The organism is Microcoleus sp. B13-B6 (assembly GCF_036705405.1).
Classification (GTDB): Bacteria; Cyanobacteriota; Cyanobacteriia; order Cyanobacteriales; family Microcoleaceae; genus Microcoleus.
In genome coordinates this window covers 21144-35234 of sequence record NZ_JAUBUJ010000094.1, presented here as the reverse complement: position 1 = coordinate 35234, position 14091 = coordinate 21144, and the positions used below count along the sequence as shown (strand labels likewise).

General features: G+C 46.5%; 14 protein-coding genes. 4 read left to right on the top strand and 10 right to left on the bottom strand.

Translation table 11 applies throughout. From position 1 onward, the window contains the following. Positions 1-91 precede the first annotated feature (91 nt). The 4 genes from QUB35_RS30710 to QUB35_RS30695 all read right to left on the bottom strand — a co-directional run bounded on the left by QUB35_RS30710 (position 92) and on the right by QUB35_RS30695 (position 3226). On the bottom strand, positions 92-487 hold the full coding sequence (locus QUB35_RS30710) for a hypothetical protein (protein ID WP_333145403.1): 396 nt from the start codon (positions 485-487) through the stop codon (positions 92-94). Positions 488-552: 65 nt separating this feature from the next. Continuing rightward, entirely contained in the window at positions 553-2139 is a 1587-nt protein-coding gene (locus QUB35_RS30705) for a serine hydrolase (protein WP_333145402.1), read from the bottom strand. Then, the gene (locus QUB35_RS30700) at positions 2093-2236 is read right to left on the bottom strand and encodes a hypothetical protein (RefSeq protein ID WP_333145401.1); all 144 of its coding nucleotides are present in this window, start codon (positions 2234-2236) and stop codon (positions 2093-2095) included. The genes QUB35_RS30705 and QUB35_RS30700 overlap by 47 nt, the downstream gene beginning before the upstream one ends. Positions 2237-2437: 201 nt before the next feature. Further along, positions 2438-3226, bottom strand: coding sequence for an RNA methyltransferase (locus QUB35_RS30695; protein WP_333145405.1), 789 nt, complete (start codon positions 3224-3226; stop codon positions 2438-2440). A gap of 377 nt (positions 3227-3603) precedes the next feature. Between QUB35_RS30695 and QUB35_RS30690 the strand changes: the two genes are divergently transcribed. Both QUB35_RS30690 and QUB35_RS30685 read left to right on the top strand, forming a co-directional pair. Beyond that, the gene (locus QUB35_RS30690; RefSeq protein WP_333145400.1) at positions 3604-3759 is read left to right on the top strand and encodes a DUF2256 domain-containing protein; all 156 of its coding nucleotides are present in this window, start codon (positions 3604-3606) and stop codon (positions 3757-3759) included. 72 nt (positions 3760-3831) lie between these two features. Further along, positions 3832-4767: an isoaspartyl peptidase/L-asparaginase gene (locus tag QUB35_RS30685; protein WP_333145399.1), complete on the top strand. Its 936-nt coding sequence runs from the start codon at positions 3832-3834 to the stop codon at positions 4765-4767. 541 nt (positions 4768-5308) lie between these two features. Here the strand turns inward: QUB35_RS30685 and QUB35_RS30680 are convergent. The 5 genes from QUB35_RS30680 to cbiD form a co-directional block, all read right to left on the bottom strand. Next, complete coding sequence (locus QUB35_RS30680) at positions 5309-5707, bottom strand: hypothetical protein (RefSeq protein ID WP_333145398.1); 399 nt, start codon at positions 5705-5707, stop codon at positions 5309-5311. Between the two features lie 433 nt (positions 5708-6140). Continuing rightward, on the bottom strand, positions 6141-6689 hold the full coding sequence (locus QUB35_RS30675) for a hypothetical protein (protein ID WP_333145397.1): 549 nt from the start codon (positions 6687-6689) through the stop codon (positions 6141-6143). Positions 6690-6933: 244 nt separating this feature from the next. Then, positions 6934-7149, bottom strand: a complete 216-nt coding sequence (locus QUB35_RS30670; protein ID WP_333054638.1) for a hypothetical protein — start codon at positions 7147-7149, stop codon at positions 6934-6936. 360 nt (positions 7150-7509) lie between these two features. After that, positions 7510-9123: a glutamine-hydrolyzing GMP synthase gene (guaA, locus tag QUB35_RS30665; protein WP_333145396.1), complete on the bottom strand. Its 1614-nt coding sequence runs from the start codon at positions 9121-9123 to the stop codon at positions 7510-7512. 335 nt (positions 9124-9458) lie between these two features. Then, complete coding sequence (gene cbiD, locus QUB35_RS30660; RefSeq protein WP_333145404.1) at positions 9459-10616, bottom strand: cobalt-precorrin-5B (C(1))-methyltransferase CbiD; 1158 nt, start codon at positions 10614-10616, stop codon at positions 9459-9461. Positions 10617-10741: 125 nt separating this feature from the next. On the opposite strand from cbiD, the gene QUB35_RS30655 reads away from it, so the two are divergent. Together QUB35_RS30655 and QUB35_RS30650 are read left to right on the top strand one after the other, a co-directional pair. Next, positions 10742-10882 carry a hypothetical protein gene (locus QUB35_RS30655; protein ID WP_333108289.1) on the top strand — a complete coding sequence of 47 codons (141 nt, stop codon included), beginning with the start codon at positions 10742-10744 and terminating at the stop codon, positions 10880-10882. Between the two features lie 879 nt (positions 10883-11761). Continuing rightward, positions 11762-13195 carry an MFS transporter gene (locus tag QUB35_RS30650; protein ID WP_333145395.1) on the top strand — a complete coding sequence of 478 codons (1434 nt, stop codon included), beginning with the start codon at positions 11762-11764 and terminating at the stop codon, positions 13193-13195. Positions 13196-13532: 337 nt separating this feature from the next. Here QUB35_RS30650 and QUB35_RS30645 read toward each other — a convergent pair whose 3' ends face one another. Then, positions 13533-14054 (bottom strand): DNA-binding response regulator, encoded by a 522-nt coding sequence (locus QUB35_RS30645; RefSeq protein ID WP_333145394.1) that lies wholly within the window; start codon positions 14052-14054, stop codon positions 13533-13535. Positions 14055-14091: the final 37 nt, after the last annotated feature.

Below are 14091 nucleotides of genomic sequence, written 5' to 3'. Positions count from 1 at the left end.
TCTATCGGGCAACCACGGGGAGTAGGGGTCGGATTGCCCCTACAATAATTATGAGAATGATTTAGGATTGCTATATAAGTCCGAAGTATTGTTAAATTCCGCTTGACTCGCGGATTCGCCCATTATAATCAACTCTGATTCGGCCATCTTGAGAAACCGTAACAACCGTTTCTACAGTATAGACAGACGAACCAGGCTTGTTACCCTTAAAAGTAAAAGTCCAAGTTCCATCGCCATTGTCAACAAACGGCGATTCCTTAGAAGTACCGTGCATAGAAGCTTCAGCTCGATAGTTGCCTAAACCCCCATTAGCAATTTCTGCTGCTTGACGGGCTAAGTTTTTTGCCCGATTGAGTTCGATATTATTGTTAATCACTGTCACGCCGTCGGTTTCATATTCAGGAGCAGGATTGCTCAAGGCGGGGGAGACTCCAACAGCTAAAGTTGAAAGCGCTACCAGACAAGCAAGTCGAATGTTTAGTTTCATAATACAAACTGATTTATAGTTTGATAAAGTCTACAACACTTGCCCTAAAAAACCCGGTTAAATTTTCAATTTTTAATTTTCACTTGTGAATCGGCTGGCGTTTCCCCACCGTACAAATAGCGGTAACTCATCCGAGAAATCTCCCGAATCAATGTTTGAGCTGGCTTTTCCGTTTCCGGCGGATGCTTCACCATCACCGCCACTAAATAACGCTTACCGTTCGGCAAATCCACCATCCCCGCATCCGCAAGCAGTGTATCAATGTTTCCGGTTTTGTGAGCAATAACTGAACCTTCGCCTAAACCTTTCGGCAGCAAAGAATCATTTCTAGTTTGGCGCATGATTTGCAAAATGCGATCGCGCGATTTCACCGATACCAAATTACCCCGATCGATCTGGGCTATGATATTAATCAAATCCTTCGGACTGGTAGTATTAGTTCCCTCCAAATCTGGCAAATTATTACGCAGAACCGTGGTACTCAAACCCCAATTTGCAAAATGCTGATTCAAAACCTCAGCACCTCCCAACAACTCAATCATCATATTTGTCGCTGTATTGTCGCTGACAACAATCATCTTTTGGGCCACTTCCAAAGCCGAATACTTCTTGCCCGGAGATTCGTCTTGCATATCCCCAGAACCGCCGACAATGTGTTCCGACTTCAGAGTCAGCATCTGATCTAACTGCACTTTGCCCTCATCGACTGCTTGGAAAAAAGCTACTAAAATTGGCACTTTAATTGTGCTAGCTGAAGCAAAAGCAGTATCGCCATTAAAATTTAGGTAGCTTCCAGTATCTAAATCGACTAGAAATATTCCGGCTGTCAAACTAGAATTTTCTGTTGCTAAAACCTGAACTTGCGTTTTCAAAGCCGCTAATTCTTGATTCAGTTGCAGCACTTCTGGGGCTGCAGGTGCCGCAGATGCGCTATCGGCTGGGTTGTTCTGCCCTGTGCTGGTTTGTTCTTCTGTCGCTACAGTGGATGCTCGACTCACAGCATTTACCACCGACAGCAGCGTCCCGCCAATCACCGCTATCCCAACTCCCAAAATCAGCAAGCGAGTAGCATACACCAACGGCGGCACGCTCGCAGATGCTGGTCGTTTACCCGGCTTCTGGCTCGCTTGTGGGCGCGGTTTAGGCACGGGGGGTTTTTTGGCATCTGGGGGGATTACCGTGTCTGGAATGCGAACTGGGGGCGAACTGGGAAGACTTCCACGGGTGGTAGGGGGAGTGGCTGTTGGGGGCTGGTTGTTGGGATTGCTGGCGATCGCACTCACATTTTCCCGCTCCAGAGTCGGGTTCGGAAACTCGAACATATCGACAGCAGCGAGGCCTTTTTTGCGTGGTTGGCGAGTCTTCGACTGTGGAGTTTTGCTGGTTCTGGGTTTTCTGGGGTTAATTGCCGATCGAGGATCGGATAAAAAGTCTTGTGTAGTAAATTCTTCCGAAGATGTGGGAGAATTGGCTCCAATTCTGCTGCCGCGGCTTTGTTGCGGTGGCACAGTCGCAGGTTCGGGCGATCGAATTTCTGGGTTGCCGTTTTGCGGTTGGGGAGGGCGGCGGCGGCCGGAGTTGCCAGACTGACTTGCTTTGCCGGACTTAGGCTGCTTTGAGCCGGAGTTGGGAGAGGATATCGAGGATATCACCGATAATATCGATCCTTTGGGAAACCGCTCTGCCACGTCTTACTCCTTCATCACTAATGTAAAGTTCAAGTTTAAGATTTTTCAGCTTGTCAGCCAATCAATTTTAGATTTTAGATTTTAGATTTTAGATTTACCCCAGACGCTGCATGGTATCAGCAACCGGGTTTATGGCCCGCTAATTATCGCAAAGCTTAGGTTTTTAGTCAAGAAACCCTGTTACGAAGGTGACAACTGGGTGCAGGAAACTTCTCTGTGAAAAAAATCCTCAATCTCACATCCCCAATTATCAGCATTTCTGCTAGCTATCCGTTGGATTTTCCGGTAACGCCCTATCCAGAGTATCAGAATTTGTCTCTCGTGGGTAACTTTTGATTGCCCATTCTGTTTGGCGGAGGACGCCCCGCAGCATGGCGACTTCATCCACTGTCGGATAAGCCCTGTTGTACAAACGCCGAAATTTTTCCATCCGGCTTGCTGCTGTGTGCGGCTGCAAATATCCTATTTTGAGTAACAGCGTTTCTAGTTGCTGGTAATATCCCTCTAAATTTTCCAAGGGAGCCGATTCCTTCTGGCCACTGACAACTGACAACTGACAACTGACAACTGACTTGTATAGTTCGTAACAGCAGATAGCGACGGCTTGGGCGAGATTTAGAGATGTGTAGGCATCGCTGCTGGGAATGCGGATCAGGCGTTGAGCGCGGTTTAATTCGGCATTGGTTAAGCCGCAGTCTTCTCGGCCGAAAATTAGGGCGCTGGGGGCTTCTAGGAGCCAAGGCAAGGCATCTGCGGGTTCTTCTAGTTGTGTTGGCAACGATCGACTATCATCCCCTGTAGTTGCGATCGCTCTGACACACCCAACCAAAGCAGCGGGCAAATTCTCGACTACTTTAGCCGTTTCCAATATGTCGGCGGCGCGAACAGCCATCAGTCGGGCTTCTTCCCCTAAATAATCGCATTGGGGATTTACCAAAACTAATTGGTGCAAACCCATATTTTTCATGACGCGGGCCACTGAACCCACATTCAATGGGCCTGCAGGTTCGACTAAGACTATTCGGATGTTGGCGTCGGCCGTTGCGAGCATTTTTATTTGGGGAGGTGTTTGGCAGAAAGTAGGTTTTTCCTTAGCAACAGGCAAGATGCCTGTTCCACAATCAAATTTAACTATGAGTGGAACAGGCCTCAGCAACAGGCAAGATGCAGGTTGTTTCCTTAGCAACAGGCAAGATGCCTGTTCCACAATCAAATTTAACTATGAGTGGAACAGGCATCTTGCCTGTTCATAATCGCAAAATGCTTGTTCCACAATCAAATTCAACTGTTGTGGAACAGGCATCTTGCCTGTTCATAATCGCAAGATGCCTGTTCCACAATCAAATTCAACTATGAGTGGAACAGGCATCTTGCCTGTTCCTGAAAATGGTACAAGATGTGAGTTAGTAATATACTTTCCAAATTAGCATGGCTAAGCAGCGATCGAAATCTGATTTACCGACAAAAATGTGCCCAGTGTGCGATCGACCTTTTACTTGGCGCAAAAAATGGGCCGACTGCTGGAATGAGGTCAAATACTGCTCCGAACGTTGTCGTCGCCGCCGTTTGGCGGCTCAAGATTAAGAATTTAGGGCAAGTTGCTCGATCGAAGCTAAGATTGCAAAGGAAAAATTTTAGGTTATTAGGTTATAAATTATGGCATCGCAACAAGTGCAACCAAAGCTAGTTATTCACGGCGGTGCCGGCAGTTCTCTACACAGTAAAGGCGGAATTGAGGCGGTGCGGAAATCGCTTTACGATGTTTTGGAGGAAGTTTATCCGCTGCTGAAAGACGGTGCAAGTGCCGTAGATGCAGTGGTGCGGGGCTGCCAATTGTTGGAAGATGACCCGCGATTCAATGCCGGTACTGGTTCTGTAGTGCAGTCGGACGGTCAAATTCGGATGAGTGCTTCGCTGATGGACGGTTTGATGCAGCGTTTCAGCGGGGCGATTAATGTTTCTCGCGTTCAACATCCGATCGAACTTGCTCAATTTTTGCAGCATTCGGACGATCGAGTTCTCTCTGATTTTGGTTCGGCGGAATTGCTGCGAGAACTTCAATTGCCGATTTACGATCCGATGACGGATTTGCGTTTGCACGAGTGGATGCAGGAACGCCAAGGCAATTTTAGCAAAGCAATGGCTGATGTGGTTGCCGAACCGGCCGGTATGGGTACGATCGGAGTCGTAGCTTTGGATGTGCATGGACGCTTGGCTGCTGGGACTTCGACTGGTGGCAAGGGTTTTGAGCGGATTGGGCGGGTTAGTGACTCGGCGATGCCGGCGGGAAATTACGCGGCAGGGAGTGCGGCGGTAAGCTGTACGGGAATTGGCGAGCACATTATGGACGAGTGTTTGGCCGCGCGAATTGTGATTCGGGTAACGGATGGTTTGAGTTTGAAAACTGCTTTTGAGCGTTCTTTTGCTGAAGCTGACGAACGTCAACGGGATTTTGGCGCAATTGGAATTGATGCTAGCGGTGCGATCGCTTTTGGCAAAACTAGCGAGGTGATTTTGGGTGCTTTTCACAATGGTATGCAAATGGGCGATACTTTGGAAATGAGCAAGGGAACGCTGATTTTTATTGCTTAAAAGGGCGATATAAATTGTCAGTCTGCGGTTCAGATACCCGACTTTTGGAATAATTCGGGTATCTCCATCGGCCTTAGTTTTATATCAAATCTGGCGACATCAGAATAAATATTACCCACACTCATGACAAGGCGCCGTCCCATTTCCATACAATTCATCTGCAGATCCTTACTCCCTTCCCGCCCAAAGAATATAGAGAGAGGTAAAATGAAAAAAAGGGAGTAAGAGAAATGAATCTGAGTCAACAATTGCCGTAGGTAAGCCTAGAGAAAAAGCAGTGGCAACGACTGTACTACAAGAATCAGCAATCCCATAGCGGTTCTCAAGCGTGGTGAGGTATGGGGGCGAGTCCTATGTCCTATGCCCTATGCTTTACGATCACCTCATGTTAGTGAGAAAGGCTATATATCCAATTGTATTGTTTAAATGACTCAAGCGAAGCATCTTATAGCGATTTATTGAACAGCTTGACAGCGCGTAGCGCCCGACGACAGGCCCTACGCGCTCGGAAACCGCTTCGTATAACTAGCAACTTGCGTTATTAGTCGGTGAACGTATAGTTTTCTATTGTACAAAGATCAACTTTATATTTTATAATTTCTTCCCCATCATCAAAAACAGCTTTGATATCGTAAGTACAGACATTCTGACTGTTGCGAATAGTTATGAGTGCAGATTCTCCAGGTCTCAGTATATCTATACCAAGAATGTCTTCCCCCCAACTATCTATTCCTGTGGGATTGGTATAAAATTTTGTTATATTAGTACCCGTCTTGTTAATAATATTAAACCCCAAAGCTTCAGCTAAAACACTCTTTGCTGTCATTACGGATAGTGGTAAGGCTAAGGCCGTAGCAACCATTAAACTCTGAAGGATTTTAGCCATTGGAACTGAATAATTCATTGTCAAGGAAGGCAAGCTGTATAGATTTTTCATCATCAGAGTCTAGTGAGGGATATTAGTAAAAACCGAAGTAGCATTACTACAACATAAACAAATATACTTCCTCCTTAAGGAAGATGTCAAGAAAATTGCAGGGTGGCGAGGAGCTAGCGAAGCTGTTACCAGAGGCAAGATAGGCTAAAACCTTTGCTGTGAAAGCTTTTTAGAAGAAGCAAAAAAAATTTGGGTAACTTTTTAGACATTAATTAAACCACAGTCTCAATGGGGTTCAGCCGGGATACGCGCCAAAGAGGACAGGTTGTAAAATTTTGTAAAGCAAGGCAGTTGAAACCATTGATTTGTAGAGATTTTGAACCAAAAATAGTTTCAGTCGAGCCAGAAATTCTGGAAGGGGTCTGGCGATAACTCCGGGTAGCAAATAGTGTGTTGAATATTCTTGTGTCCCAGATAAGCCTGAATAGCTATGGTGTCATGACCAATAGATCCTAGATAAAACCCACAGGCATGGCGTAACGGCGACGGATTCGTGGCGGTGCACCTCTGCCAAACGCTTCAGCAGTTCGCCGTTTTGCAGGTTCCAGAGTTTGACTGTGCCCGCGCGCGATCGTGTCAGCAGCGTTTTGCTGGCGGGACTGAAAGCCACTAGCAACACGGCTGTTGAATGTCCGAAAATCGTCTGCCGCAGTTCACCGCTGTGCAAACTCCAAATTTTCACTGTACTATCCTCAGAACCCGTTGCGAGGAATTGTCCGTCGGGACTGATAGCCGCAGACAAAATCCTGTCTGAATGGTGGAGAGTAGCTTTTAATATGGCGCCGGTTGAGGTTTTTGGCTGCGTTTTATATCCGGCTATTTCCAGCCAGTCGATCGCATCTCTCCAATTTTTGAGAGCATTTCGGGGCCGATTTGTCAATAATTCTATATATCTGTACAAAGTTTTTGACAAATCAACTTCTACACCTTTGATTTGTTTGTTGAGAAAAACCGCAATTTCGGCTGGGCTGTAGCCGCACAGCAAGCCACAGAGATGCCGCTTTTCTACGGGTGTCAGCCCTCCTGCATCCTCCCAAACAGGAAGTTCAGTTGCCGGATGATGCCGAAACCAGGGGTCGGTTTCTTCGTATTCATCGGGAAGGGCTAATTGTCTATGTCAAAACTGCATTATACAAAAAGCTCTTTCTAGAAAATTGTATCAGTGACTTCTTTAAACTTTCCCAATCGAAAGCTCTTGTAGAGTGTCGAGTTCTTAACGAGCTTTCTGCTTACGAGACGATGGAGAGTTCATCACTGACTTGAATCCTACCTTTGACCAGGGAGCGAATCAGACGATCGAGTGAGCCACGTTCTTCTTCACTGATGGACTCATCGAGGATGGCGGCCATCATGCCGTAGCGGTCAGCCTTGGTAACGCGGTGAGTATCGGTGACAGTGGCAATTAATTCGTTGATAGCGCCGGGGAGAAGATTAACTGGATACATGGGATTGTTTTGAACTCGACACCTTAATCATCTCGTGGTTTCTCCTAAGAGCAAGTGATGGTGCTGGTTTTTTTCCGTGATAATACTGAAAATCTTCGGTGAACCAAGTCCGTGTTACCAGTGATCGAAGTCACAACATTGAAACCAATGCAGCGCTGGAACAATTAGAACCCACATTCTGCCCTTTGAGCCACTGTTGACTGGGAATTCCCTCAAAATTGACGCAAACCTCATGGCTTGGTCAAAAATACCTAAATGTGAGAGTCAAAGGGCGGAATATGGGGAATCGCCCTTTTATCCAAAATCAAAATAAGTAGACAGACAAAAAATTAGTCCGCCTACCTAATCGCTAACTACAAATCACTCCCACTCGATCGTTCCCGGTGGCTTAGAAGTAATATCGTAAACCACCCGGTTGACCCCCTTAACCTCATTCACAATCCGATTCGAGATCAGTTCCAACAAATCGTAAGGAACCCGCGCCCAATCAGCCGTCATCCCGTCTTCACTCTTAATAAATCGCAAGACGATCGGGTAAGCATAAGTGCGCTGATCGCCCATCACGCCTACACTGCGAATCGGCAGCAAAACTGCAAAAGCTTGCCAAAGTTCACCGTACAATCCGTGCCGATTAATTTCTTGGCGAACAATGAAGTCAGCATCCCGCAAAATATTTAGTCTCTCTGCGGTAACTTCTCCTATGATCCGAATCGCCAATCCCGGGCCGGGGAAAGGTTGTCGGTTGACGATTTCTTCGGGAAGCCCGATCGACCGGCCGACTTTTCGCACCTCATCCTTAAACAGTTTTCGCAGCGGTTCAATCAGCTTAAATCGCAAATCTTTCGGCAAACCGCCGACGTTGTGGTGGCTTTTAATTTTAACAGCAACTCGCTCGCCACTTTTCGGGTCTACATTAGTGTCAGCCGACTCAATCACATCAGGATAAAGAGTACCTTGTGCCAGGTAGTCGAAGGGGCCTAGACGCTTCGATTCTTCTTCAAATACGTTGATAAACTCGTGACCAATCCGCTTGCGTTTTACTTCAGGATCAGTAATCCCTTCAAGTTGAGCTAAAAAGCGTTCGCGAGCATTCACATACTCAACGTCAATGTGGAATTGCTCTTTAAATAATTTTACCAACCGTTCTGGTTCATACTTCCGCATAAACCCTTGGTCGATAAACATACAGGTAAGTTGGTCGCCGATCGCCTTGTGCAGCAAGAAAGCCAAAGTAGAAGAATCTACACCACCGGATAGAGCCAGCAAAACTCGTTTCTCTCCGACTAGCTCTCGAATTTCCCGAATCGATTCCTCCACAAAAGTAGCAGTCGTCCAAGTCGGTTCGCACTCGCAAATGTGGTAAACAAAATTGCGAATTAAAGCTATTCCCCCGATCGAGTGAACTACTTCTGGGTGAAACTGAACCCCGTACAAATTTTTCTCGTGGTTAGCAACAGCAGCAGACGGAGTATTGTCCGTGTGAGCGAGGATCTCAAAACCCGTCGGCAGTTGAGTACAGGAGTCTCCGTGGCTCATCCACATCGTGCTGCCCTCTTCGACATTTGTCAGCAAGTCCGTAGGATCGTCAATAAATAGCGATGCCTTGCCGTATTCCGCTAATTTAGAGCGCTCAACCGTGCCTCCGAGCTGCTTTACCATCAACTGCATCCCGTAACACACTCCCAACACCGGTATTCCCAAATTCCAAATTTCTGGGTCGCATTGGGGTGCTTTTTCATCGTATACAGAACTCGGGCCTCCTGAAAGAATAATTCCTTTAGGATTGATAGCTTTTAACTGTTCTGCCGTAGTCCGGTAAGAAATAACTTCGGAATATACTTGAGTTTCGCGAATGCGACGAGCAATCAGTTCGGAATATTGCGAACCGAAGTCGAGAATCACGATCATCTGGCGATCGATCTTCCCCAGAGAAGAGTTTGTGAGGTCTGATTCAGTTTTTATTTGAGTAGTCACGGTTATTGCGTAATTGCTAATTGCTAATTGGGTCGAAAGTAGCGGAGGTATCTGTCGCGGTCTCAGTACAATTCTAAGGAAGGCGAGGAACCATTAGTCGCTAGGAATAAATCTTATTCATACTAGATTGCAGTCAGCGATGTTAGTCGATTAATCGGGTACAGGGCAAGCATAGATTTACTTCGAGCCTTACCCTAATTAATAGAATTATTGCTTCAGAAATAACTTCCCGAAGCAACCTAGTATAATTAAGGTCTAGGGACAAAGAATTATTACTTGTTAAATATTATCCCTGAGCGATGTTTTAAACAGAATTCAGGGATATTCACACTAGATTAACAAATTTGAGTCAAAAATGTATCTCCTATATCACTTTTAACAATAATTTTGCGATCGCGCCCGAACATGACCGAGCCCACGGGGATTTGCAAGTTAGTGTGAGTAAAAATGCAATCCGATGAGCGCAAGTCTATTTGTCGGGCGATGTCGCCGTAAATTCGATCGACCCAATTGCTCCCAAACTCGGCGTCTAAAGCCCGCAGTTGCCCAAGAGCCTCTTCGGCTGTCGCTGCGGCAAAAATTGCGGAACACGCATCGGCGGGCATTCCAGCTTTAGCACAGTAAGCTGTGAGAATTTCCCTGCGCCCGTCAGCGAGGTGGTGGTGAGTGTGAAAAATCCCCGCCGCCAATTTCATCAGTTTCCCGTGATAGCCAAACAGCAAAATTGACTGCACGCCCTGATATCCTGCTTCTACCAGCAGCGGGCCGAGCCAGTTAGCGGTTTTGACGAGCCTATCAGGATTAATCCCCAGTTGTCGCGCTAAATCCAAGCCGTTTTCGCCGATGCAAAAAACCAAACAGTCAAACAGTTCGGCTTTTTGTTGCAGTTGTTCGCGGTAAACTTCCAACTGTCCAGGGGCACTCAGCGGTTGAGAAATGCCAGTTGTACCCAGCAGCGAAAGTCCTTCTACCACGCCGAAAGCTTCGTTAGAAGTGCGGGTGGCTAGTTGGCGCCCTGACGGCAGAATCAGGGTGACAGTAATTTTTTCGGACGGTGCGAGGTCTAGGCTCAGATTCGATCGCAGCAGCCGCATTGCGTAATCATAGATCGCCGCCCCTCCACCGACTGTGTGACGCCCTATACCTTCACCGCCGAGAATCACAATCTGCTCTCCCTCTCCCCGATTCTCTCCCTCTCTCTCCCTCTCTCCCTCTTCCCAATTCCCCAATTCCACCATTGCCCAAACGGGGGTATTGCGAGTCAGATCGAGATTGTCCCCCGGATCGGAGCGAGTCACGCCTAAAGCCGTACCAGTTTTGAGTACAGACGCCTGTTCGATCGGAATTTCTGCCGTTATTTGCGGTTCCAGTAAATTTACTGATACGCTATCTAGAGACTGAATACCCTCACGCAAGCACCGCAAAGCTGCAAGTGCAGCCGCACAGGCAAATACTGGCAACGTATACCCCGATAAAGGTTGAGTTTTAGTCACGATCAAATGCAGAAATCTGTAAGTTTGCGGGCGATCGACATCACGCCTTAGCACTGATAGCCCTCAAACATTTAAGTTTAATTCTAGGGTTTGCTATTATTATCAGTTAGCGTAAATTTTGTCAAGTGATAATTTTGTCCTGCCAGTTGCCGATCGCAGCCACACTTTTGTTGAGGTGCGTTAGCGGAACTCTCCTAGAGGATCGCCAACAACCGACTCCGAAGGCTTACGGGCCGGTGCGGGCGCTTTTCACAATATTTAGCTAGCCGTAAAGGTTTGAGAGCCGAGTCGAGGATCTGGGGCGAAAATTGTTTTGGCCCTTGGGAGGAGTTGTTTGAGGCCGAACTCGAGCTATTTTTGGCAGGCGAAATGCTGCGATCGCTTCCTTGTTAAGCCCTAAAACCTACTTTTTTACAACTGGCAAATTTATCAAGGAAATTGGGTCTAAAACCCTGTCCTTCTAGGACGGCTTTAATTTCTTAAATCCCTTCCTAAAAGTCAGGAAATTTCTAGTATACTAGAGTTGTCAAGGTTAGACTCCTGCGCCCGGAGTGCATAAAAACAGTTAACGACACACTTTCAGGCGTAAACCGGGGGACAAAGAGCGGCGAAAACTCTCTAAACAGCTAGGGGCTTAACACAGTTCCTTTAACCACAGAAACAAACTATTTAGTGTTGTTAAGTAGGGTAGGGCATACCCCAACTCTAGGTAAATATCCTAGTACGCTTTTGGAGATAGACCCTCTGGGGTTGCTGTGAGTTGAACTCGTCAATTGGTATTTTGTACGGTTGAAAGGTTTAAGAAGTGCCGAAAGGACATAGCGCTTAAAGGTCAGTCGATGAATTAAGAATCCCTACGCCTTTAGGCTGGGGAGTGTCAAATCTCCCAAGCGGTTGATGTCCCAGCGATCGCTTGCCATCTATATTAATAACCATTACCCGGAAGTGCCAGTCTAGCTTTCAAGCTCACACCTTGAAGGCTGGGCTGGTTTTATCTTAAGAGGCTAGCTCAGAAATTTTGAGCATAAAGATTAAATTTTATTGACACCTGCGCGTGAAAAATAATTTAACGATCGGCCAGCCTCAAACCCTTGCCACACCAGGATTGGGCAATTCTTTAATCTACGACTAAAATCCTATTACTTATGTTTGAACCAGTTGCAGAGTTAAATGAACCTCTATCTCTTCCGACTCCTGAAATACTAGACAATCAAATATCTCAGCTCGTTTTATCTCCAAAAACAGATATCAAATTTTCCAAAAAAGACGTTCGATCGACCCTGAAAGCCTCAACTCTAGACGGCGTTTTTGCCACTATCTTCGAGTCGGCGACCACCGGCGTGCTGCTGAGCAACTTCTTGCTGCAACTCGGTGCGAGTAGCGTGGAAATAGGTATATTCTCTGCTATTCCGATGGTGGTAAATCTCCTGCAACCATTAGGAGCCTACATCGCTGATCAGACAACCAGCCGCCGCTGGTACAACCTATTTGTCTTCGGCGTTTCGCGGCTGCTGTGGCTGGTACTGGCGGTGGCAATTGTTTGGGGTTCCCAGCACGCAGATCCCCACCAACTGCTGCACTGGACACTGGTAACAGTCGTAGCAGCTAGCGTGCTGGCAGCTTTTGCCAATTCTAGCTGGTTCAGTTGGATGGCTGCTGTGGTTCCTCAGCGCTTGCGGGGACGCTATTTTGGCTTTCGCAACAGTGCTGTCAGCCTCATCACTTTGCTGGGAGTGCCGTTGATGGGATTGGGAGTGTCAACTTGGGACGGCGGTCCAATTGTGGGCTACGGTATTGTTTTATTGGTGGGTGTTTTGGCGGGAATGATTAGTTTGGGCTGTCAATCCTTCATGGTTGATGTGAATCCCCAGGTATACAAAAAAGATACACAGAGCGATCGACTTACAGAGAAAAAAGCAAAAAAAATAACAGATTTTGTGCCTTCTGTGCTGAAAGATTATAATTTTTTAATGTTTATTCTTTACTTCAGTGTGTGGACATTTGCTATTAATCTCAGCGCGCCTTTTTTTAATATCTACCTGCTGAAAGATTTAAGCTTGGATGTGAGTTTGGTAACGATTTACACCAGCTTGAGTTCCGGCGCAAATCTACTGCTGCTGATGTTTTGGGGTAAGTTGGCCGATCGCTGGGGAAATCGCCCCCTGCTAATTGCGGTTGGGCTGGTGGTGGCCCTAACGCCTTTGCTGTGGTTGGGTACGGGGAATTACCCGTTTGCGGTGTGGGTGTGGCTGCCGCTGCTGCACTTGCTGGGGGGAACGACTTTAGGGGCGATCGGGCTGTGTACTAACAATATTCAAATGGAGATAGCGTCGATCGAGCAACCTTCGACTTATTTTGCGATCGCCGCAGCGGTTGCGGGAGTAGCTGGGGCTTTGGGAACTACCGTCGGCGGCTTTCTTGCCGAACTTCCGGGCATGAGTTTGGGTTCACTGTTTGCCCTCTCGGCTGCTGTGCGGTTGGTAGGCTTGCTGCCTTTGGTTTTGGTGCGAGAACCTCGTAGCCAGTCGCTGCGGTCGATCGTCCCCACTTTTGGACGTTTCAAATTTAACCGGGGCTAGGAAATTTTCGCACAAATTTGCCGATCGAGAAACCAGAAAAGCCCACACATTGTTAAAAAAATTACGATTTCACGATCGGAATTTTGGTGTCTGGGGAAAAGTCGGATTAGTTATACCAAATCCCCTTTTTTACTCCAAGGCTGTTTCATATCAAATCCGAGTTAAAAACCCCGTTTATTTCTTAGTCTGCGGAGGCGGACTTCGTTTTTGTAGTAGCGGTTTCAACCGCCGAATCATACAGGGGGTAACAAGACCGGATTTGGTATCATTCTCATTTTTGGCGTTCCCCAAACCCTTTAAATGTAGCCTGTTTCACGTTGTTTTCCTAAATTTATCTTTAATCATTTGCTATTTTATCCTCACCTTGATTTGTCACATCTGAAGGAAACGATAACTTAATATTGATATCTATAGAAATTGTTGCATTATTATTGTCATTAAAAAAATTAATATCAGTTATATGTATTTTAGCGTCTTTTGGTAAAGACCTACCGACAGTAGAATCACCCGATAAATCTACTTTATAACCAGCTTTATCCAACCATTGATGAACATTGCGCCAATTACCAACATCATCACTAGGAGTTTCAGGAATACCCTTAAAATATTGATAGAGAGTTTTGCACATATAAACCTCAGCCCCCCTAGCACTTTTCGACAATTGACGCGCAATATCACTAGGGCTGAAATTGCACAAAAGACCACGCAAATATAATTTTTCTGTATCAGTGAGCCCTTGGCGGGCGTTGGGGAAAATGCGGCGTTTAGCTTCGGTAAATAGTTCATAGATGCGATTCAAGTCCCAAGTTTGGGCAGCTTCGGCAAATAGATCCTTTCTAGTAGGTTTTCGTGTAACCATTTTTAGTCTTGGTGGAAATTGCTAACGTAATGGTAGC

Excerpts from the sequence above, each read along its gene's own strand:
- QUB35_RS30680 (WP_333145398.1), bottom strand. The coding sequence starts at position 5,707 with ATGATGAAAAATCTATACAGCTTGCCTTCCTTGACAATGAATTATTCA.
- QUB35_RS30650 (WP_333145395.1), top strand. The coding sequence starts at position 11,762 with ATGTTTGAACCAGTTGCAGAGTTAAATGAACCTCTATCTCTTCCGACT.
- QUB35_RS30685 (WP_333145399.1), top strand. The coding sequence starts at position 3,832 with ATGGCATCGCAACAAGTGCAACCAAAGCTAGTTATTCACGGCGGTGCC.
- QUB35_RS30710 (WP_333145403.1), bottom strand. The coding sequence starts at position 487 with ATGAAACTAAACATTCGACTTGCTTGTCTGGTAGCGCTTTCAACTTTA.
- QUB35_RS30670 (WP_333054638.1), bottom strand. The coding sequence starts at position 7,149 with ATGTATCCAGTTAATCTTCTCCCCGGCGCTATCAACGAATTAATTGCC.
- QUB35_RS30690 (WP_333145400.1), top strand. The coding sequence starts at position 3,604 with ATGGCTAAGCAGCGATCGAAATCTGATTTACCGACAAAAATGTGCCCA.
- QUB35_RS30695 (WP_333145405.1), bottom strand. The coding sequence starts at position 3,226 with ATGCTCGCAACGGCCGACGCCAACATCCGAATAGTCTTAGTCGAACCT.
- QUB35_RS30645 (WP_333145394.1), bottom strand. The coding sequence starts at position 14,054 with ATGGTTACACGAAAACCTACTAGAAAGGATCTATTTGCCGAAGCTGCC.